At 62.3% G+C, this 19,549-nt stretch carries 19 protein-coding genes; 13 read left to right on the plus strand and 6 right to left on the minus strand.

Translation table 11 applies throughout. The features are described 5' to 3' along the window. Nucleotides 1–210: 210 nt before the first annotated feature. Entirely contained in the window at nt 211–1,272 is a 1,062-nt protein-coding gene (gene dinB, locus ACL9RJ_RS24615) for a DNA polymerase IV (RefSeq protein WP_017126255.1), read from the plus strand. Nucleotides 1,273–1,376: 104 nt separating this feature from the next. On the opposite strand, the gene ACL9RJ_RS24620 is transcribed toward dinB, so the two are convergent. From ACL9RJ_RS24620 to ACL9RJ_RS24635, 4 genes are all read right to left on the minus strand, one after another. Next, nucleotides 1,377–2,330 carry a hypothetical protein gene (locus tag ACL9RJ_RS24620; protein ID WP_017126254.1) on the minus strand — a complete coding sequence of 318 codons (954 nt, stop codon included), beginning with the start codon at nt 2,328–2,330 and terminating at the stop codon, nt 1,377–1,379. A 17-nt stretch (nt 2,331–2,347) separates the two neighbouring features. Then, complete coding sequence (locus tag ACL9RJ_RS24625; protein WP_017126253.1) at nt 2,348–4,063, minus strand: proline--tRNA ligase; 1,716 nt, start codon at nt 4,061–4,063, stop codon at nt 2,348–2,350. Between the two features lie 116 nt (nt 4,064–4,179). Then, a complete protein-coding gene (locus ACL9RJ_RS24630) occupies nt 4,180–5,730 on the minus strand; it encodes an AmpG family muropeptide MFS transporter (RefSeq protein ID WP_017126252.1) in 1,551 nt (516 codons plus the stop codon). Between the two features lie 44 nt (nt 5,731–5,774). Further along, nucleotides 5,775–6,089 carry an MGMT family protein gene (locus ACL9RJ_RS24635; protein WP_218165327.1) on the minus strand — a complete coding sequence of 105 codons (315 nt, stop codon included), beginning with the start codon at nt 6,087–6,089 and terminating at the stop codon, nt 5,775–5,777. Nucleotides 6,090–6,289: 200 nt separating this feature from the next. Between ACL9RJ_RS24635 and ACL9RJ_RS24640 the strand changes: the two genes are divergently transcribed. The 10 genes from ACL9RJ_RS24640 to ACL9RJ_RS24685 all read left to right on the plus strand — a co-directional run bounded on the left by ACL9RJ_RS24640 (nt 6,290) and on the right by ACL9RJ_RS24685 (nt 14,913). Then, entirely contained in the window at nt 6,290–7,297 is a 1,008-nt protein-coding gene (locus ACL9RJ_RS24640; protein ID WP_042935315.1) for a DUF481 domain-containing protein, read from the plus strand. A gap of 52 nt (nt 7,298–7,349) precedes the next feature. Continuing rightward, complete coding sequence (locus ACL9RJ_RS24645; RefSeq protein ID WP_017126249.1) at nt 7,350–8,081, plus strand: HugZ family protein; 732 nt, start codon at nt 7,350–7,352, stop codon at nt 8,079–8,081. A 65-nt stretch (nt 8,082–8,146) separates the two neighbouring features. Next, nucleotides 8,147–8,620 carry an FxsA family protein gene (locus ACL9RJ_RS24650; RefSeq protein ID WP_017126248.1) on the plus strand — a complete coding sequence of 158 codons (474 nt, stop codon included), beginning with the start codon at nt 8,147–8,149 and terminating at the stop codon, nt 8,618–8,620. A gap of 258 nt (nt 8,621–8,878) precedes the next feature. Then, nucleotides 8,879–9,172, plus strand: a complete 294-nt coding sequence (locus tag ACL9RJ_RS24655; protein ID WP_017126247.1) for a co-chaperone GroES — start codon at nt 8,879–8,881, stop codon at nt 9,170–9,172. A 49-nt stretch (nt 9,173–9,221) separates the two neighbouring features. Continuing rightward, complete coding sequence (gene groL, locus ACL9RJ_RS24660) at nt 9,222–10,868, plus strand: chaperonin GroEL (protein WP_017126246.1); 1,647 nt, start codon at nt 9,222–9,224, stop codon at nt 10,866–10,868. A gap of 271 nt (nt 10,869–11,139) precedes the next feature. Continuing rightward, the gene (gene colR / locus ACL9RJ_RS24665) at nt 11,140–11,823 is read left to right on the plus strand and encodes a two-component system response regulator ColR (RefSeq protein WP_017126245.1); all 684 of its coding nucleotides are present in this window, start codon (nt 11,140–11,142) and stop codon (nt 11,821–11,823) included. Continuing rightward, nucleotides 11,813–13,093, plus strand: coding sequence for a sensor histidine kinase (locus tag ACL9RJ_RS24670; protein ID WP_017126244.1), 1,281 nt, complete (start codon nt 11,813–11,815; stop codon nt 13,091–13,093). The genes colR and ACL9RJ_RS24670 overlap by 11 nt, the downstream gene beginning before the upstream one ends. Nucleotides 13,094–13,284: 191 nt before the next feature. Further along, on the plus strand, nt 13,285–13,965 hold the full coding sequence (locus ACL9RJ_RS24675) for a class I SAM-dependent methyltransferase (protein ID WP_017126243.1): 681 nt from the start codon (nt 13,285–13,287) through the stop codon (nt 13,963–13,965). 4 nt (nt 13,966–13,969) lie between these two features. Beyond that, nucleotides 13,970–14,689, plus strand: coding sequence for a lipopolysaccharide kinase InaA family protein (locus ACL9RJ_RS24680; protein ID WP_017126242.1), 720 nt, complete (start codon nt 13,970–13,972; stop codon nt 14,687–14,689). Continuing rightward, nucleotides 14,686–14,913, plus strand: a complete 228-nt coding sequence (locus ACL9RJ_RS24685; RefSeq protein WP_042935314.1) for a hypothetical protein — start codon at nt 14,686–14,688, stop codon at nt 14,911–14,913. The genes ACL9RJ_RS24680 and ACL9RJ_RS24685 overlap by 4 nt, the downstream gene beginning before the upstream one ends. A gap of 84 nt (nt 14,914–14,997) precedes the next feature. Here ACL9RJ_RS24685 and ACL9RJ_RS24690 read toward each other — a convergent pair whose 3' ends face one another. Together ACL9RJ_RS24690 and gap are read right to left on the minus strand one after the other, a co-directional pair. Further along, a complete protein-coding gene (locus tag ACL9RJ_RS24690) occupies nt 14,998–15,462 on the minus strand; it encodes a methylglyoxal synthase (RefSeq protein ID WP_017126240.1) in 465 nt (154 codons plus the stop codon). Between the two features lie 39 nt (nt 15,463–15,501). Next, nucleotides 15,502–16,503, minus strand: a complete 1,002-nt coding sequence (gap, locus tag ACL9RJ_RS24695; RefSeq protein ID WP_017126239.1) for a type I glyceraldehyde-3-phosphate dehydrogenase — start codon at nt 16,501–16,503, stop codon at nt 15,502–15,504. A gap of 211 nt (nt 16,504–16,714) precedes the next feature. On the opposite strand from gap, the gene edd reads away from it, so the two are divergent. After that, nucleotides 16,715–18,541: a phosphogluconate dehydratase gene (edd, locus tag ACL9RJ_RS24700; protein ID WP_017126238.1), complete on the plus strand. Its 1,827-nt coding sequence runs from the start codon at nt 16,715–16,717 to the stop codon at nt 18,539–18,541. Continuing rightward, a complete protein-coding gene (locus ACL9RJ_RS24705; protein ID WP_017126237.1) occupies nt 18,538–19,497 on the plus strand; it encodes a glucokinase in 960 nt (319 codons plus the stop codon). Before edd ends, ACL9RJ_RS24705 begins: the two co-directional genes overlap by 4 nt. The last annotated feature ends 52 nt before the right edge of the window (nt 19,498–19,549 follow it).

The following is a 19,549-nucleotide window of genomic DNA, read 5'->3' on the forward strand; positions in this document are numbered from 1 at the left end:
CTCTGCCGGGGTGCCCGGGGTGTCTGCGGGCCATGCCCGGCAAGGCTTTCAGCTCTATCGCGGTGGATGTTTCGATTGAAAAACTAAATTCATATCGGTTATTTCCCACGGCCTTGGAGGAAGATTCAAACTACTGGTGCTATATACAGGTGTCAGTGAGATACTGATGAGCCGTACCGTTTCTGCCTTTTTGAATGAACACTGTCTTCCATGACGCAACGCAAAATCATCCACGTCGACTGTGATTGCTTCTACGCCGCCATCGAGATGCGTGACGACCCGAGCCTGGCGAGCAAGCCGCTGGCAGTGGGCGGATCGGCGGACCGGCGAGGGGTGATCGCCACCTGCAATTACGAAGCGCGGGCCTTCGGAGTGCGTTCGGCGATGTCGTCACGGCACGCGTTGAACCTGTGCCCGGACCTGGTGATCGTCAAGCCGCGCATGGATGCCTATAAGGAAGCGTCGAAGGAAATCCAGGCGATCTTTCGGGACTACACCGATCTGATCGAGCCGCTGTCGCTGGACGAGGCGTACCTCGATGTGTCCGACAGCCCGCACTTTGCTGGCAGCGCCACGCGGATCGCCCAGGATATCCGGCGCCGGGTGTCCAGGCAGTTGCATATCACCGTCTCGGCGGGCGTTGCGCCGAACAAGTTCCTGGCGAAGATTGCCAGTGACTGGAAGAAACCCAACGGGCTGTTTGTGATCACTCCCGACCAGGTAGAGGATTTTGTCGCCGGCCTGCCGGTGAGCAAGCTGCATGGCGTCGGCAAGGTCACGGCGGACAAGCTGGGGCGCCTGGGCATCGGCGACTGCCTGCAACTGCGCGAATGGAGCAAGCTGGCCCTGGTGCGTGAGTTCGGCAGTTTCGGCGAGCGCTTGTGGGGGCTGGCGCGGGGGATCGATGAGCGGCTGGTGCAGAACGACAGTCGGCGGCAGTCGGTCAGTGTCGAGAACACCTACGACGTGGATTTGCCCGATCTGGAAAGTTGCCTGCAAAAGCTTCCGGAACTGATGGAATCCCTCGCCGGACGCATGGCGCGCCTGGACAGCAGCTATCGACCGGGCAAGCCGTTCGTCAAGGTGAAGTTTCATGATTTCACCCAGACCACCCTGGAGCAGGCCGGGGCAGCGCGGGATCTGGAGAGTTATCGTCAGTTGCTCAGCCAGGCGTTTGCCCGTGGGGAGAAACCGGTACGCCTGTTGGGTATCGGCGTGCGCTTGCAGGATTTGCGTGGTGGTCATGAACAGCTGGAGCTGTTCAGTCGGTAAACCGGCCATGCAACCTTGTAGGGGCAGGTGCTCCGGCGGCGCGGTTTGCCCGCGAGGCCTTTGGCGGTCTTGCGGGCCTCATCGCTGGCAAGCCAGGCCGCTGTTCAGCTGGCTCCGGGATCCGCCACCAGGCGTCCGGCGTTCCGGGTCAGCGACTTGAGAAACTCGCGCTGCAACTCGGGATCGTTGCGCGTCAGTTCGATCAGGCTCTGTTCCAGTTCGCTCGCTTCTTCTTCCAGGCCCAGTTCGGACAGGCGCTTGACCCGATGGACCCATTGGCCGACATCGTCGCCCTCCAGATCGTCATAGATCAGTGCGTGCGCCTCCAGCAACTTGCCCCGCAGCTTGCTGCTGATGGACAGGCTCGAGTCCGAATGGACTTCATCCTGGGCATCCTCGACGCGAATCGTCAGGCTGCCGATGGGATTCAGGTCCTGCTCGGCAAACGGGCTGTCCAGCAGGTTCAGGCGCAGCACGCCATGGCGATCGGTAGTCAGCTCGTAGGTCTGCCGACCCGCCACCACCTCCACCGGTCGTTCGGCCCACGGCAAGCTCGAATACTCCATGCGCTTGTCGCGCTGGACTTCCTCGATGCCGGCCAGGTTCTGCTGCGCGCGCCCGTGTGACTCCACGTTCATGAACGGGTTGAGCCCGTCGATGCCATAGCTGATCCAGTCACGGGTCACGCTGGCGGGCAGGGAGCCGAGGGCGAACACGTTCACCACATTGGCGCCGATGCCACCCACCAGTGCCACGGCGCCCAGCGGTATTTCATAGACTTTGCGCCAGGGCTGGTAAGGCGTGTAGCGATCATAGCGACGGGTGACGTCGAACTCGGTGACCTCGAAGGTCTTCTGCTCGTTGATCCGCACACGGCGTTGCGGCAGTTCGAGGATCCTGGGTTCGCCGACATCGATCTGCAGGCTGTGCTCGAGCAATTTGCGTTCGACGCGTTCCTCGTGCTCGCTGCGCTGTGACATCGGGTTGGCGCAGCCGCCGAGCAGCAGGGCGCCGCACAAGGCGGCGCCCCCGAGGGCTAAGGTACTTCGATTGAACATGAGGTCTCTATCTGGGCTCAGCGACGGATACGGGCCTGAAGGAACGCCAGTACATCGGCGACCGGCAGCGCTTGCGCCTCGGCCTCGGTACGGCTCTTGTATTCCAGGTTGCCTTCGGCCAGGCCGCGGTCGCTGACCACGATCCGGTGCGGGATACCGATCAGTTCCATGTCCGCGAACTTGATGCCCGGGCTGGTTTTCTTGTCGCGGTCGTCCAGCAGCACTTCGAAGCCGGCGGCCGTCAGTTCGGCGTAGAGCTTGTCGGTGGCTTCGCGAACCTGTTCGGTTTCGTAGCGCAGCGGTACCAGGGCGATCTGGAACGGCGCGAGGCTGTCGCTCCAGATGATGCCGTTGTCATCGTTGTTCTGCTCGATGGCCGCGGCCACCACGCGGGACACGCCGATGCCGTAGCAGCCCATGGTCAGGGTGACCGGCTTGCCGTTTTCGCCCAGGACCTGGCACTTCATCGCTTCGCTGTACTTGGTGCCGAGCTGGAAGATATGCCCGACCTCGATACCGCGCTTGATTTCCAGGGTGCCCTTGCCGTCCGGGCTCGGGTCGCCGGCGACGACGTTGCGCAGGTCGGCGACGGTCGGTACTGGCAGGTCGCGTTCCCAGTTCAGGCCGAAGTAGTGCTTGTCGTCGATGTTCGCACCGACGCCGAAGTCGCTCATCAGCTCGACCGAGCGGTCGATGATGATCGGCAGTGGCAGGTTCAGCGGGCCGAGGGAGCCGGCGCCGGCGCCGATGGCGTCACGCAGTTCGGCGTCGGAAGCCATGACCAGCGGATTGGCGACGCCAGGCTGGTTGGCGGCCTTGATTTCGTTCAACTCGTGATCGCCACGGATAATCAGGGCGATCAGCTTGCCTTCTTCTTCGGCGTGGACGATCAGGGTCTTGACGGTCTTTTCGATCGGCAGGTTGTAGCCTTCGACCAGCTGCGCGATGGTTTTTGCATCGGGCGTGTCGACCAGGCGCAGTTCTTCGCTTGGTGCGGGACGCGAGGTCTCCCGCGGCACGGCTTCGGCCTTCTCGATGTTCGCCGCGTAGTCGGAGCCGTTGCTGAAGACGATATCGTCTTCGCCGGACTCGGCCAGCACGTGGAATTCGTGGGAGCCGGCACCGCCGATGGAGCCGTTGTCCGCTTCGACCGGACGGAAGCGCAGGCCCAGGCGGGTGAAGACGTTGCAGTAGGCCTGGTGCATGCGGTCGTAGGTGACCTGCAGCGATGCCTGGTCGGCGTGGAAGGAGTAGGCGTCCTTCATGATGAATTCACGACCGCGCATCAGGCCGAAACGTGGACGGATCTCGTCGCGGAATTTGGTCTGGATCTGGTACAGGTTGATCGGCAACTGCTTGTAGCTGCTCAATTCGTTGCGGCACAGATCGGTGATCACTTCCTCGTGGGTCGGGCCGGCGCAGAAGTCGCGGTCATGGCGGTCCTTCAGGCGCAGCAGCTCGGGGCCGTACTGTTCCCAGCGGCCGGATTCCTGCCACAGCTCGGCCGGCTGGATGCCCGGCATCAGCACTTCCAGGGCGCCGGCGGCGTTCATTTCTTCACGCACGATGGCTTCGACCTTGCGCATCACGCGCAGGCCCATGGGCAGCCAGGTGTACAGGCCAGAAGCGAGTTTGCGGATCATCCCGGCGCGCAGCATCAGCTGGTGGCTGATCACGACCGCATCGGAAGGCGTTTCTTTCTGTGTGGCGAGCAAATATTGACTGGTGCGCATGGTTGGCCGTTGTCGTTGCTGATGGCTAGAAATGACGGAGCATTGTACGGGCGGGATCCGGCGACGTACAGGCGTGTGGCCGGTCTGACGCGGGGGGAGCCGGGCTCCCCCAGTGTTTACGGGGTTTCCTGTACGTCTTCGGTGGGCGAAGGCGTAGCACCACCGCGACGGACTTCCTGATACCAGTGCACGGCGATCAGCACCAGGGTCGGTACGCCCATTATCGCCGTGGCGATAAAGAACTTATGGTAGCCGAACTTCTCGACCATCACCCCCGAATAGCCGCCGATCAGCCGTGGCAGCAGGAGCATGATGGAACTGAGCAGGGCGTACTGGGTGGCGGAGAACTTCAGGTTGGTCAGGCTTGACAGGTAGGCGACGAAGGCCGAGGTCGCCAGGCCCGAGCTGAAGTTGTCCAGGGAAATGGTGACAATCAGCATCTTCAGGTTCGGCCCCATGTCGGCCAGCAGCATGAACAACAGGTTGGTGCCTGCCGAGGCGGCGCCGCCGATGAACAGGATCGGCAGGATGCCGAAGCGCACGATCAGCAGGCCGCCCATGCCGGCGCCCAGCAGGGTCATGATCAGGCCGAAGATCTTGCTGACCCCGGCGATCTGGTCCTTGGTGAAGCCCTGGTCGATGTAGAAGACGTTGGCCATCACCCCCATCACCGTGTCCGACATCCGGTAGGTGGCGATCAGCCCGAGCAGCAGCAGGGCCTGCCAGCGGTAGCGGATGATGAAGTCGTTGACCGGGGTGAGCACCGGCGCCAGTCCGCGGCGGCCCATGCTTGAAAGGCAGAGCACGGTCAGCGTGGTGTAGAGGATCGCGCGCAGGAAGGCGCGGTCTTCGAGGAGCAGGTCGAGCAGGCTGACGCCGTGGAACAGCACGCTGGCGAAGTCGGTGTTGTAGAGCTGGGTGAACATTGCCGGTACCGAGACCAGCAGGATGATCAGCACGAATACCGACGCCAGCTGGTGCACGAAGCTGTAGCGTCCGGCGGACAGCTGGGTACGCAACGGTACCGGCGGTTCGCGCATGAATAAAGTGGTGAGCAGGGCGGGGATCATCAGGACGCCGAACAGCACATAGGTGCCGGTCCAGGCCGAGTGCTTGTAGCTGAAGCCGGTGGAGCCGAAGCCTTCGGCGAAAAACAGCGCGCCGGCGGTCGCCAGCAGCGCGGCGACCCGGTAGCCGGACATATAGCTGGCGGCGAGGGCGGCCTGTTGGCTGTCGTTGGCGATTTCCAGGCGATAGGCGTCGACCGCGATGTCCTGGGTGGCGGAGGCGAAGGCGACGAGGACGGCGATTGCAATCAGCCAGGACAGGTGTTTCTGCGGGTCGCAGAAGCCCATGCCGATCAATCCGAGGACAATCAGGGTTTGTGCCAGGACCAGCCAGGAGCGGCGGCGACCCAGTTTGCCGAGTAGCGGCAGGCGCCATTGGTCGAGCAAGGGCGACCAGACCCATTTGAAGGCGTACGCCAGGCCGATCAGGCTGGCATAACCGATGGTTTCGCGGGCTACACCGGCCTCGCGCAGCCAGACCGAAAGCGTCGAGAACACCAACATGTAAGGCAGACCGGCAGCGAAACCGAGCAGCAACAGCACTAATGTCGAGGGGCTGGCATAGGCGGCGAGCGCGGCGCGCCAGGTTTTACGGGGCATGGGCTGGAGTCTGCCTCAGGGTTGACGGAAACAAAGCGCGCACTCTAACCGCTGTGCTCTATCGGGCGCCAGCCATGACGCTTGATATCGACACGATTGTTCAGGACGCTGAGGCCTTCGGTGCGCAGCCGGGCGCGTTGTTCGTCGCCGGACGGGCTGCCGACCGGCAGGCTGATCCGACCACCGGCACCCAATACGCGGTGCCAGGGCAGGCGGGTATCGGCCGGTAATTGGCTCAAGGTCCGTCCGACCCAGCGGGCCGCCCGACCGAGTCCGGCGAGTTCGGCCAGTTGGCCATAGGTGACGACCTTGCCTTCGGGCACCTGGGCCAGGGTCAGGTAAAGGGCCGTACGCCGCATCTGGGCCGGGCTTTCACTGGCTGTTTCTTCGCTCACGGGTCCATTCCTATGGAAAATTTTTGCCTCTGAAAGTAAGAGATTTCCGCTTATTAAGAGTGATTATTGAACTCGACTCCTGTTTGCCCGGTCAGTCCTTGTTAAGGCATTGTCCAGCGGGATAATGCCGTTTTTTTTCCGCAAACCCGAGCCCTGTGTTGCCTATGTTGTCCAGAACCCTGCTGTGCCTTGCTGTTTTCAGCGCTTCCACGCCCTTGCTGGCCGATACCGTCTGGTTGAAGAACGGTGATCGCCTGAGTGGCAAGATCAAGCTGTTCGACGGCGGCAAGCTGCTTGTGCAGACCGAGTACGCCGGAGCCGTTGCGGTGGACTGGGCCCAGGTCAAGACCCTGGAAAGCGATCAGGAACTGCTGGTCAAGCAGGATGCCTACACCGGCGAGAAGACCAAGTCGTTGCAGGCCGCCGAGGCCGGCAAGGTGACCCTGGCCAATGGCGAGGCGCCGAAGACCGTGGAACTGGCGAGCATCCAGCAGATCGTCAAACCCAAGCCGGTGATCGAAGACCTGGTCTGGAAAGGCAACGTCGATGTGGCCCTGGATTACAAGCGCGCGGAAAAAGACACCGACGACTACGACATCGACTTCAAGACCACGGCCCGCCATGGCGCCTGGCGGCATCACGCCGAAGGCGAGTACAACCGCGAGTTCCAGGACAATGTGGTGACCACGGACAACTGGGGGGTCGAGTACGCCCTCGACCGCTTCATCACTGAAAAATGGTTCTGGCAGGGGCGCCTGACCTACAAGCGCGACCGGGTCGAGGACCTGTCCCGCCAGCGCACCGTCGGTACCGGCCCGGGCTACCAGTTCTGGGATGATGAGCTGGGGGCGTTCTCCCTCGGCGCGCTGGTCAACAACACCCACTACGAATATGACGATGGCGAGAAGAAGAATTTCTACTCACTGGGCATGAAGTGGGACTACAACCGGTACCTGATCGGCAAGACCGTGGAGTTCTTCACCACCGGCGAGGTCGGCCGGCCGTTGAGCGGCCCTTCCAAGTACTCCCTGGATGCCGACATGGGCCTGCGTTACAAGGTGACCGAGTGGGCTTCGCTGAACCTCAAGGCCGAACGCGACATCATTAATGGCGACGATGACACCAGCCTCAACAAGACCCGCTACACCGTCGGCTTCGGCGTGGCCTGGTAAGGGCCGGGGATGCTATAAGGCAACCAGTGGATTTTGCATGAGGAGTCACAAGGTGAGCGTTGAAGTTGCCAAGAATGCGCGTGAGTTGCTGCTCAAGGAGTACCGGGGCGTGTTGTCGACGCATTCCAAGGCCATGCCCGGTTTTCCGTTCGGCTCCGTGGTGCCTTACTGCCTGGATGACCAGGGCCGTGCGCTGATCCTGATCAGCCGGATCGCCCAGCACACCCACAATCTGCAGAAAGACCCGAAATGTTCCCTGCTGGTGGGCGAGCGGGAGGCCGAGGATGTCCAGGCGGTCGGCCGCCTGACCTATCTGGCCGAGGCCGAGAAGCTCGTCGAGCCCGAGGCCATCGAAGCGGCCGCCGAGCGCTACTACCGTTACTTCCCGGACTCGGCGAATTACCACAAGGCCCATGATTTCGATTTCTGGGTACTCAAGCCGGTGCGTCATCGTTATATCGGCGGCTTCGGCGCGATCCACTGGCTGGACCAGGTGACCCTGGCCAACCCGTTCGCCGGCAAGGCGGAAGTCAGCATGGTCGAACACATGAACAGCGATCATGCCAAGGCGATTGCCCATTATGTCGAACTGGCCGGGCTGCCACGCAGCGTACCGGCCCAGTTGGCGGGTATCGACACGGAAGGGATGCACCTGCGGATCGGCCAGGGCTTGTATTGGCTGGCTTTTGAAACACCTTGCAACACGCCGGCGCAGGTTCGCGAGGCCCTGGTTTCCCTGGCCCACGCGCAGCAATGGCCGAAAAAGCAGGCGGCCGAGGCTTGAATTCACGAAGTGCCGACGTCATCTGATGTTTACTGGAAGGCATTCTTCCGTAGAGGAACCATTTGATGCGCGCTTTTCTATTGCTCTTTCTGCTGTTTCCGGTGCTAGAGCTGTATGTGTTTTTCCAGGTCAGCACGGCCATCGGCTTTTTCCCGGCGCTGGCCCTGATCATTGTCGGTTCGGCGCTTGGTGTGCTGGTCCTGCGGGTGGCCGGTCTGGCTACCGCGTTCCGGGCGCGTGAAAGCTTGAGCCGTGGAGAGTTGCCGGCCCAGACCGTGCTTGAGGGCCTGATGCTGGCCCTGGGTGGTGGCCTGCTGCTGTTGCCGGGGTTTATCAGTGATGTGCTCGGCCTGTTGTTGCTGTTGCCGGTCACCCGTCGACTGGCGGTCGGCAGGATGCGTCGCCGCGCCGAGGAACAGGCTATGCGCCAGCGTGCCTTCGCCGACGACCTGCATGCACGTGGCCAGCACGGCGCCGCGCCGGCCAATGGCCGTCAGCCGAATGTGATCGAAGGCGAGTTCGAACACCGCGACTCCTGATCGATCGCTATCACCCCGCACGGCACCTTCGGGTGCCGTGTGTGTTTTACGGGAACTGTCACCTGCAAAAAAAATCGTCACCTTGCCCTTGTAATTACCTTTGGCGCCCCTATGTAACGGTCACCGCAAGGTTTTTGGCGTAAATCGCCAGACAGTCTTCTGCGGTTCGCTTGTCGAGCCGCAACCGGCCACGCCGGATTTGCTAACAGGCCGGTATCGATACCGGTCGCTGAAAACCATAATTAGGAGAGATCGACAATGAAGCTTCGTCCTCTGCATGACCGCGTCGTCATCCGTCGCAGCGAAGAAGAAAAGAAAACCGCTGGCGGCATCGTCCTGCCAGGTTCGGCTGCCGAGAAAGCCAACCACGGTGAAGTTCTCGCTGTAGGTACCGGCCGCGTGCTGGACAACGGTGAAGTTCGTGCGCTGGCCGTGAAAGTGGGTGACAAGGTTGTGTTCGGCCCTTACTCCGGCAGCAACACTGTGAAAGTAGACGGCGAAGACCTGCTGGTAATGGCTGAGAACGAGATTCTCGCTGTTATCGAAGGCTGATTCCCGCTCATTTTTCCCGCTACGACAAAGTATTCAAGGAATTACGATCATGGCTGCTAAAGAAGTTCTGTTTGGCGACTCCGCCCGCAAGAAAATGCTCAAAGGCGTCAACGTCCTGGCTGACGCGGTAAAAGCGACCCTGGGCCCGAAAGGCCGTAACGTGATCATCGAGAAGAGCTTCGGCGCTCCGACCATCACCAAGGACGGCGTTTCCGTTGCCAAGGAAATCGAGCTGGAAGACCGTTTCGAAAACATGGGCGCGCAGCTGGTCAAAGACGTTGCCTCCCGTGCCAACGATGACGCTGGCGACGGTACCACCACCGCTACCGTTCTGGCCCAGTCGATCGTCAACGAAGGCCTGAAGGCTGTCGCTGCCGGCATGAACCCGATGGACCTGAAGCGCGGCATCGACAAGGCGACCATCGCCATCGTCAAGGAACTGAAGGCCCTGTCCAAGCCTTGCGCCGACACCAAGGCCATCGCCCAGGTAGGTACCATCTCCGCCAACTCCGACAACTCCATCGGCGACATCATTGCCGAAGCCATGGAAAAAGTCGGTAAAGAAGGCGTGATCACCGTTGAAGAAGGCTCGGGCCTGGAAAACGAACTGTCGGTCGTTGAAGGCATGCAGTTCGACCGTGGCTACCTGTCCCCGTACTTCGTCAACAAGCCGGACACCATGGTCGCCGAACTGGACGGCCCGCTGATCCTGCTGGTGGACAAGAAGATCTCCAACATCCGCGAAATGCTGCCAGTGCTGGAAGCCGTTGCCAAAGCCGGCCGTCCACTGCTGATCGTGGCCGAAGACGTCGAAGGCGAAGCCCTGGCGACCCTGGTTGTGAACAACATGCGCGGTATCGTCAAGGTCGCTGCCGTCAAGGCACCGGGCTTCGGCGATCGTCGCAAGGCCATGCTGCAGGACATCGCTGTCCTGACCGGCGGTACCGTCATCTCCGAAGAGATCGGCCTGAGCCTGGAAAGCACTACCCTGGACCACCTGGGTAGCGCCAAGCGCGTCACCCTGTCCAAGGAAAACACCATCATCGTCGACGGTGCTGGCGTACAGGGCGATATCGAAGCCCGCATCGCCCAGATCCGTGCCCAGGTTGCCGAGACTTCCTCCGACTACGACCGTGAAAAACTGCAAGAGCGCCTGGCCAAGCTGTCCGGTGGCGTTGCTGTAATCAAGGTCGGTGCCGGTTCCGAAGTTGAAATGAAAGAGAAGAAAGCCCGCGTTGAAGACGCCCTGCACGCAACCCGCGCAGCCGTCGAAGAAGGCGTGGTCCCTGGCGGTGGCGTGGCACTGATCCGTGCCCTGCAAGCCATCAGCGAACTGAAAGGCGACAACGCCGATCAGGACGTCGGTATCGCTGTCCTGCGTCGTGCCGTTGAAGCACCGCTGCGCCAGATCTCCGCCAACAGCGGTGACGAGCCAAGCGTCGTGGTCAACGAAGTCAAGAACGGCAAGGGTAACTTCGGTTACAACGCTGCGACCGGCGAGTACGGCGACATGATCGAAATGGGCATCCTGGATCCAACCAAGGTGACCCGCTCGGCGCTGCAGGCAGCTTCCTCCATCGGCGGTCTGATCCTGACCACCGAAGCAGCAGTGGCTGAAGCACCGAAGAAAGAAGGCGCAGCTGGCGGCGGCATGCCAGACATGGGCGGCATGGGTGGCATGGGCGGCATGATGTAAGCCACCCGGCTCCCGTACAGAAAAGCCCCGCCTGGTGCGGGGCTTTTTCATGGGCGCGCTTTTCTCCCGATGACCGGCCGCCAGGCCGCTGGGGAGGGCGCCGGGCCAGGGATAATAGAGGGGGGATGCCCGATTTTAGCGGTGAGGCTGTGCCCGTACCGTGAACCCCGGGTGAAAAAACCATTAAATCTTCGCGCCCTAGCCGTGAGCCGAACTACACCTTAAGCTGCGCGGGCCAAGACGGCCGTTACCGCGTACGGAGAGAGTACCCATGCGAATTCTACTGGTTGAAGACAACCGCGATATCCTCGCCAACCTGGCCGACTACCTGGGGCTTAAAGGCTATACCGTCGATTGCGCGCAGGACGGCCTGTCGGGTCTGCACCTGGCCGCTACCGAGCACTACGACCTGATCGTGCTCGATATCATGCTGCCCGGGATCGACGGCTACACCCTGTGCAAGCGCTTGCGCGAGGATGCCCGGCGTGACACCCCGGTGATCATGCTGACGGCCCGTGACCAGCTCGATGATCGTTTGCAGGGCTTCAAGTCCGGTGCCGATGACTACCTGCTCAAGCCCTTCGCCCTGTCGGAACTGGCTGCACGTATCGAGGCGGTGCTGCGTCGTGCCCAGGGTGGCGGCCGGCGCGCCTTGCAGGTGGGTGACCTGAGCTATGACCTGGATACCCTGGAAGTCACCCGCCAGGGTCGCCTGCTCAAGCTCAATCCGGTCGGCCTGAAGCTGCTGGCGGTGCTGATGCAGAAAAGCCCGCACGTCTTGCGCCGGGAGATTCTCGAGGAAGCCCTCTGGGGCGACGACTGCCCGGACAGCGACAGCCTGCGCAGCCATGTGCACCAGTTGCGCCAGGTGATCGACAAACCGTTCGACAAGCCGTTGCTGCACACCGTGCACGGCGTTGGTTACCGCCTGGCCGAGGGCCGTGATGGAGTTTAAGCAGAGTCTTGCCCAGCGCATCATCATCGCCTTTGCCCTGATGAGCGCGTTGGTGGCGGGGGCCTTTGCCATGGGGATCGTCGCCACGGTCCACCTGGTCGAGGAAAAACTCATCTCTGCCGGCCTGGGTGGGGATCTGCAGCGCCTGCTGTTGATGGACAGCGTGGGGGACTGGAGCCACCGGCCCGAGCCCGACCAGTTGTTCTACTACAGTGGCGGCAAGGGCGATTTCGAGTTGCCCAAGGATTTGCGCCACCTCGATCCCGGATTTCATGAAGTCTTTCGCGAACAGCTGTCCTATCACGCCATGGTCGAGGTCGTCGACGGCCGGCGCTACGTGCTGCTGCAGGACCAGAGCGACTTCGAGGAGCGCGAGCGGGTGCTGTTCGCGGTGGTGCTGGTGGGATTTGTCCTGGCCCTCGCCCTGGCGGTGTTCCTCGGCTGGGTCCTGGCCCGACGGGTGATGGCCCCGGTGGTGCGGCTGGCCCGCCAGGTACGTCACCGTGACCAGTTGCTCGGGCTCGCACCGCCCCTGGCGCCCGACTATGCGGCGGATGAGGTGGGTGAGTTGGCGGTGGCGTTCGACGCGACGCTGGGACGCTTGCGTCAGGCCCTGACCCGCGAACGGCTGTTTACCAGTGATGTCAGCCACGAGTTGCGCACGCCCCTGATGGTGCTGGCCAGTTCCTGCGAGCTGCTGCTGGAAAACCCGGCGATCGATCAGCGCGGGCGTAATCAGGTCGAACGTATTGCCCGGGCCTGCGAGGAAATGCGCGAGCTGGTGCAGACCTTCCTGATGCTGGCCCGTGCCCAGCGTGAAGACGCCAGCATGTCACCGCAGGTTTCGCTCAAGCTGGTGGCCGAGGATCTGATCGGCCTGTGGCGGGCGCCTATCGAAGAGAAAGGCCTGGAGCTGATCTTCGAGCCGGGCAGTCCCCTGGATACCCGTTACAACGCGACCTTCCTGCATGCGGTGATGGGCAATCTGTTGCGCAATGCCCTGCACTACACCGAACACGGCTTTATCCGCCTGACCCTCGAACCGTCGGGGTTCGTGGTCGAGGACAGCGGTGTCGGGATCCCGGAAGAAAAGCGCGCGGCGATGTTCCAGCCTTTTGTGCGGGGTGATGAGAAACGGGGTGAGGGCCTGGGGCTGGGGCTTTCGCTGGTGCAACGGATCTGCGAGAACCAGGGCTGGTCTGTCAGCCTGACGACCATGGAGCCCAGTGGTTGCCGCTTCCATGTGGACCTGGCGCGGCCCGCTGCCTGATTTCCTGCCGTGCCCTGTTTCTTCAGGGCACAGACTTCGTCGAAGTGTACAGATATGGCCCTCGGCTATCACGTCTAGCCTGTAAAACTTTGTAATGGTTTGTTCGGGACAGAACAAAATTTTCACGAGGGGACGACCTGTCGCTAACACGCACCGACCTAATGTAGCGCTGTCAGCTACAGGAGATGGTGATGAATTCCCCGATAAAACTTGAATTTTCCGACAAGTACGACGACAAACATGCTCAACAGTATCTGCTCAAGCACAAGGATGGCTTGGCTCGTCGGTTGTCCCACAAGCGTGATGAGCAACTGGCGCGTGCCGCGTTGGCCCTGGCGGGCGAGCCGGGCCTGGTGCTCGACTTGCCCTGTGGGGCCGGACGGTTCTGGCCGCTGCTGGCGGAGAAGCCCAACCGGGTGATCATCGGTGCCGATAACTCGGCGCCCATGCTGGAAACCGCGCTCAAGGCGCAGCCGGCCGAGGTGGTCAAGCGGATACGACCGCTGCAGACGTCGGCATTTGATATCGACTTGCCTGATAACGCCGTCGACAGCATTTTCTGCATGCGTCTGCTACACCATATCGGCGAATCGGCGCATCGTGTGGCATTGCTGGAGGAGTTCCAGCGGGTAACCCGTGACAGCGTGATCGTTTCACTCTGGGTCGACGGGAATTTCAAGGCCTGGCGGCGCAAGCGGCTGGAGCGCGAACGACAGGCCGACGGTGCACAGGACGGTTACCAGAACCGCTATGTGTTGCCTGCGGCCAAGGTAGAAGAAGAATTCAGGCAAGCGGGTTTTCGCATCCAGGAACACCTGGATTTTTTCCCGCTCTACGCCATGTGGCGGGTTTATATATTGCGCAAGAGGTAACAGGATGACCGTTGAGTACGTATCGCACGCGAAAGATGTCACCGAGAATCGCTTCGAATATTTCTGGCAACAGAAGGGCGAGTGGGTTGAAGAGCCCAACCAGCGCCGAGGCGGGGAAAGTGGTGTCCAGCGGTTGATGGGTACGAGCGGTCGACTGTTGTATGTGAAACGCCAGGTGGGGCATACCTACCGCAGCCTGTTGCACCCCTTCGGCCGACCGACGGTCCTGCGCGAGCAGGCTGCGCTGAAGGGGTTGCGCATGCTTGATGTGGCGGTGCCCGAGTTGGTGTTCTGCGGCGCCCGGCGCAGCAGCGAGGGGGCATGGCAGGCCCTGCTGGTGACGGCGGCCCTGGACGGTTTCATCGAGATCGAGAACTGGTATGCCGAAGGTGGTCGCGAGCGCCACGGCGAGGCCGTGCATGATCGTGTGCTGCAGGAGCTGGCCGGCACCCTGGCGCGGATGCATCGCGGTCGCTGGCAGCACGGCTGCCTGTATATCAAGCACGTGTTTGTCCGGGTCAGTGGCGAGGGTGAGTCGGCCAATGTCGAGGTGGCCCTGCTGGACCTGGAGAAAGCCCGCCAGCGCCTGAGTCGTCGTCGGGCGGCCGCCCATGACATGAAACAACTGCGGCGCCATTCGTCGTGGAATGACACGGACTGGAACAAGCTGAGCTACTTTTACGGTATGGCGTTCGGCAGCACCATCAAAGGTTTACGGCGATGAAGTTAGAAATAGCTCGAGGTTTGTTTTTGCTCAGTGCACTGGCTATTGCGTCGCTGGCCCTGGTGGCCTGGGAGCAGCCAGGCACCCGGATACTCACCACGGCCAATGGCACCGGGCACTGTCCGTTGCCGCGGGTGGCCAAGGTGGGTGGGGACGTCAAGCCCGATCATGATCTGCTGTTGTTCATGTTCGGTCTTTCCCAGGGACTGAAGCCGCAAAGTTGACGCGCCCTTGCCCTCTCGAAAAGCCTCGTGACCCACGAGGCTTTTTCCTTTGTCCGGCCGGTCTGTCGGTACGGCCCGTCGAGGCTAGCGCCTCGCTGACAGATAGGCGTCGTAGTCCGGAACCCGATACTCGTGGGCCTGTTCCATCAGCGGGCTGCTGAGCAGGTAGTCGGCGGTGCATTCGTTACAGGCCACGGGAATGTTCCAGACCGCCGCGACCCGCAGCAAGGCCTTGATATCCGGATCGTGGGGCTGTGGTTCGAAGGGATCCCAGAAAAACACCAGCAAATCGACACGCTGCTCGGCGATCCGCGCGCCGAGCTGCTGGTCGCCGCCCAGCGGGCCGCTGATCATGCTTTCCACCGGCAGGCCGAGGCGCTTGTTCAGCAGCAGGCCGGTGGTGCCGGTCGCCACCAGTTCGTGCCGGGCCAGGCGCTCCTTTTGCCGCTCGGCCCAATCGAGCAGGAATACCTTGCAGTGATCATGGGCCACCAGGGCGATACGCTTGCGCGCCGCCATGGTGTTGCGGGTAAAACTGATACCTATCATCGGTCCTGCTCCCTGCCCGTCGCTTCGTTGCCTGTGCGCTTATTCCGCGTTGCAAAGAGCCAGGCAGTTATCCAGCATGCGGTTGGAGAAACCCCACTCGTTGTCGTACCAGGCCAGGACCTTGAGCAGCTTGCCGCTGGCCTTGGTGTGGTTGGCGTCGAAGATCGACGATAGCGGATTGTGGTTGAAGTCACTGGAAACCAGCGGCAGGGTGTTGTAGCCGAGGATCTTCGAGTGCTGGCTGGCTTCCTTGAGCAGTGCGTTGACCTCGTCGGCGCTGGCTTCGCGCTTGAGCTGCACGGTCAGGTCGACCAGCGATACGTTGATCACCGGCACACGCACGGCCATGCCGGTCAGCTTGCCCGCCAGTTCCGGCAGTACCAGGCCGACGGCTTCGGCGGCACCGGTCTTGCTCGGGATCATGTTCTGGGTCGCCGAACGCGCGCGGTACGGGTCGGTGTGGTAGACGTCGGTCAGGTTCTGGTCGTTGGTGTAGGCATGGATGGTGGTCATCAGGCCGCTTTCGATGCCCAGCTCGCGGTGCAGCACCTGGGCCACCGGGGCCAGGCAGTTGGTGGTGCACGACGCGTTGGAGATGATCTGGTGCGACTGGCGCAGGATGTCATGGTTGACCCCGTACACCACGGTGGCATCGGCGCCTTTGGCCGGTGCGGAAATAATCACTTTGCGGGCGCCGGCGCTCAGGTGCGCGGCGGCCTTGGCACGGTCGGTGAACAGACCGGTGCATTCGAAGACCACGTCGATCTTTTCGGCGGCCCAGGGCAGTTCGGCCGGATTGCGGATCGCGCTGACCGAGATGCGGTCGCCGTTGACGGTCAGGCTTTCGTTGTCATGCTCTACGCTGGCATCGAAGGTACCGTGGACGGTGTCGTACTTGAGCAGATGGGCATTGATGGAGCTATCGCCCAGATCGTTGATGGCGACGACCTGCAGGTCCTGGCGGTAACCTTGGGTATAGAGTGCGCGCAGGACGTTGCGGCCGATACGGCCAAAACCGTTGATTGCGATTCGTAGCGTCATGAGGAAAGCGCCTGTCGTAGTTTTGTTGTTGGAATTACAAGATTATTCGCATAAAAATAGAAAACAAGCCTTTTTAGTGGCAATATTTTGTTTTATCTACAACGAGTGACCTGATTCAACAGGTCCAGATGATTGAAAAGCCCTGTCCTGCGCGGCTTTCGGTCAGCTTGGAACCACAGGTCGCCACATCCGTTAGCCTGGAGTTCTACACATGCATCCCCGCGTTCTTGAGGTCACCGAACGTCTTATCGCCCGCAGTCGCGCCACCCGCGAGGCATACCTGGCACTGATTCGCGGCGCCGCCAGCGACGGTCCGGTACGCGGCAAGCTGCAGTGCGCGAACTTCGCCCACGGCGTGGCCGGGTGCGGCACCGAAGACAAAAACACCCTGCGCATGATGAATGCCGCCAACGTGGCAATTGTTTCGTCATATAACGACATGCTCTCCGCCCACCAGCCTTACGAAACCTATCCGGAGCAGATCAAGCAGGCGCTGCGCGAGATCGGCTCGGTCGGCCAGTTCGCCGGCGGTGTGCCGGCGATGTGCGATGGCGTGACCCAGGGCGAGCCGGGCATGGAGTTGGGGATCGCCAGTCGCGAAGTGATCGCCATGTCCACTGCCGTGGCGCTGTCCCACAACATGTTCGATGCCGCGCTGATGCTCGGTATCTGCGACAAGATCGTGCCTGGCCTGATGATGGGCGCGCTGCGTTTCGGTCACCTGCCGACGATCTTCGTGCCGGGCGGGCCGATGGTCTCGGGCATTTCCAACAAGCAGAAGGCCGACGTCCGCCAGCGTTACGCCGAAGGCAAGGCCAGTCGCGAGGAGCTGCTGGAGTCGGAGATGAAGTCCTACCACAGCCCGGGCACCTGCACGTTCTACGGTACCGCCAACACCAACCAGTTGCTGATGGAAGTCATGGGCCTGCACCTGCCGGGCGCGTCCTTCGTCAACCCGAATACCCCGCTGCGCGATGCGCTGACCCGCGAGGCGGCCTTCCAGGTCACGCGCCTGACCAAGCAGAGCGGCAGCTTCATGCCGATCGGCGAAATCGTCGACGAGCGCTCGCTGGTCAACTCCATCGTGGCCCTGCACGCCACCGGCGGTTCGACCAACCATACCCTGCACATGCCGGCCATCGCCCAGGCCGCCGGGATCCAGCTGACCTGGCAGGACATGGCCGACCTCTCCGAGGTGGTGCCGACCCTGTCCCACGTCTACCCGAACGGCAAGGCCGACATCAACCACTTCCAGGCGGCGGGTGGCATGTCGTTCCTGATCCGCGAACTGCTGGAAGCCGGCCTGCTCCACGAAAACGTCAACACCGTGGCCGGTCACGGCCTCAGCCGTTATACCCGCGAGCCGTTCCTGCAGGACGGCGAACTGGTCTGGCGGGAAGGCCCGATCGAAAGCCTCGATGAAAACATCCTGCGTCCGGTGGCCCGTGCCTTCTCCCCCGAGGGTGGCCTGCGGGTGATGGAAGGCAACCTGGGCCGCGGTGTGATGAAGGTCTCCGCCGTGGCTCCGGAACACCAGGTCGTCGAAGCGCCGGCGGTGGTGTTCCAGGACCAGCAGGACCTGGCCGATGCGTTCAAGGCCGGTCTGCTGGAGAAGGATTTCGTGGCGGTGATGCGCTTCCAGGGCCCGCGCTCCAACGGTATGCCGGAGCTGCACAAGATGACCCCGTTCCTCGGCGTGCTGCAGGATCGCGGCTTCAAGGTCGCGCTGGTGACCGACGGGCGCATGTCCGGCGCCTCGGGCAAGATCCCGGCGGCTATCCATGTCTGTCCGGAAGCCCATGTGGGCGGCGCGCTGGCGCGGGTACGGGACGGTGACGTGATCCGTGTCGACGGTGTCCACGGGACGCTGAAGGTGCTGGTCGATGACGCCGAATTCGCCGCGCGCGAGCCGGCGATCGGTCTGCTGGGTAATAATACCGGCTGTGGCCGCGAACTGTTCGGCTTCATGCGCATGGCCTTCAGCTCGGCGGAGCAGGGGGCCAGTGCGTTCACTTCGGCCCTGGAGACCCTGAAATGAAATTGGCCCTGGTTGGCGATATCGGCGGCACCAACGCCCGCTTCGCCCTGTGGAAAGACAACGGCCTGGATTCGGTCAAGGTGCTCGCCACCGCCGATCACGCCTGTCCGGAAGACGCCATCAAGGTCTATCTGAGCGAGCTGGGACTGGAATTGGGCGCGGTCGGCGCGGTCTGCCTGTCGGTGGCCGGCCCGGTCAGCGGTGACGAGTTCCGTTTCACCAACAATCACTGGCGTCTGAGCCGCAAGGCCTTCTGCGCGACCTTGCGGGTCGATGAGCTGTTGCTGGTCAACGATTTCTCGGCCATGGCCCTGGGCATGACCCGCCTCGAGCCCGGTGATTTCCGCGTGGTCTGCGAAGGCACCGCGGAGCCGCTGCGCCCGGCCGTGGTGATCGGTCCGGGAACCGGCCTGGGGGTTGGAACCTTGCTGCACCTGGGCGACGACCGCTTCATGGCGCTGCCGGGCGAGGGCGGACACGTCGACCTGCCGTTGAGCAGCCCGCGGGAAACCCAGCTCTGGCGGCACATCCACGATGAGATCGGCCATGTCAGCGCCGAAACCGCATTGAGTGGCGGTGGCCTGCCGCGGGTCTACCGGGCCATCTGCGCGGTGGATGGGCATGCACCGGTGCTGGAGACGCCGGAAGCGATCACCGCCGCGGGGTTGGCGGGCGATCCGATCGCCCTGGAAGTGCTGGAGCAATTCAGCTGCTGGCTGGGCCGGGTCGCGGGCAACAACGTGTTGACCACGGGCGGACGGGGTGGCGTGTATATCGTCGGTGGCGTGATTCCGCGCTTTGCCGACTTCTTCGTCAAGAGCGGCTTTGCCCGCAGCTTCGCCGACAAGGGCTGCATGAGCGACTACTTCAAGGGCATCCCGGTATGGCTGGTGACGGCACCGTATTCCGGCCTGATCGGCGCGGGGGTGGCCTTGCAGCAGGCGTTTGCGAACTGATCCGCAATGTTGATGGTTCCTGCGTGGTCCGTAGGAATCATCAGCGATCAGT

The sequence above is a fragment of the Pseudomonas sp. Mn2068 genome (assembly GCF_049319725.1).
In the GTDB taxonomy this organism is placed as follows: Bacteria; Pseudomonadota; Gammaproteobacteria; order Pseudomonadales; family Pseudomonadaceae; genus Aquipseudomonas; species Aquipseudomonas gingeri.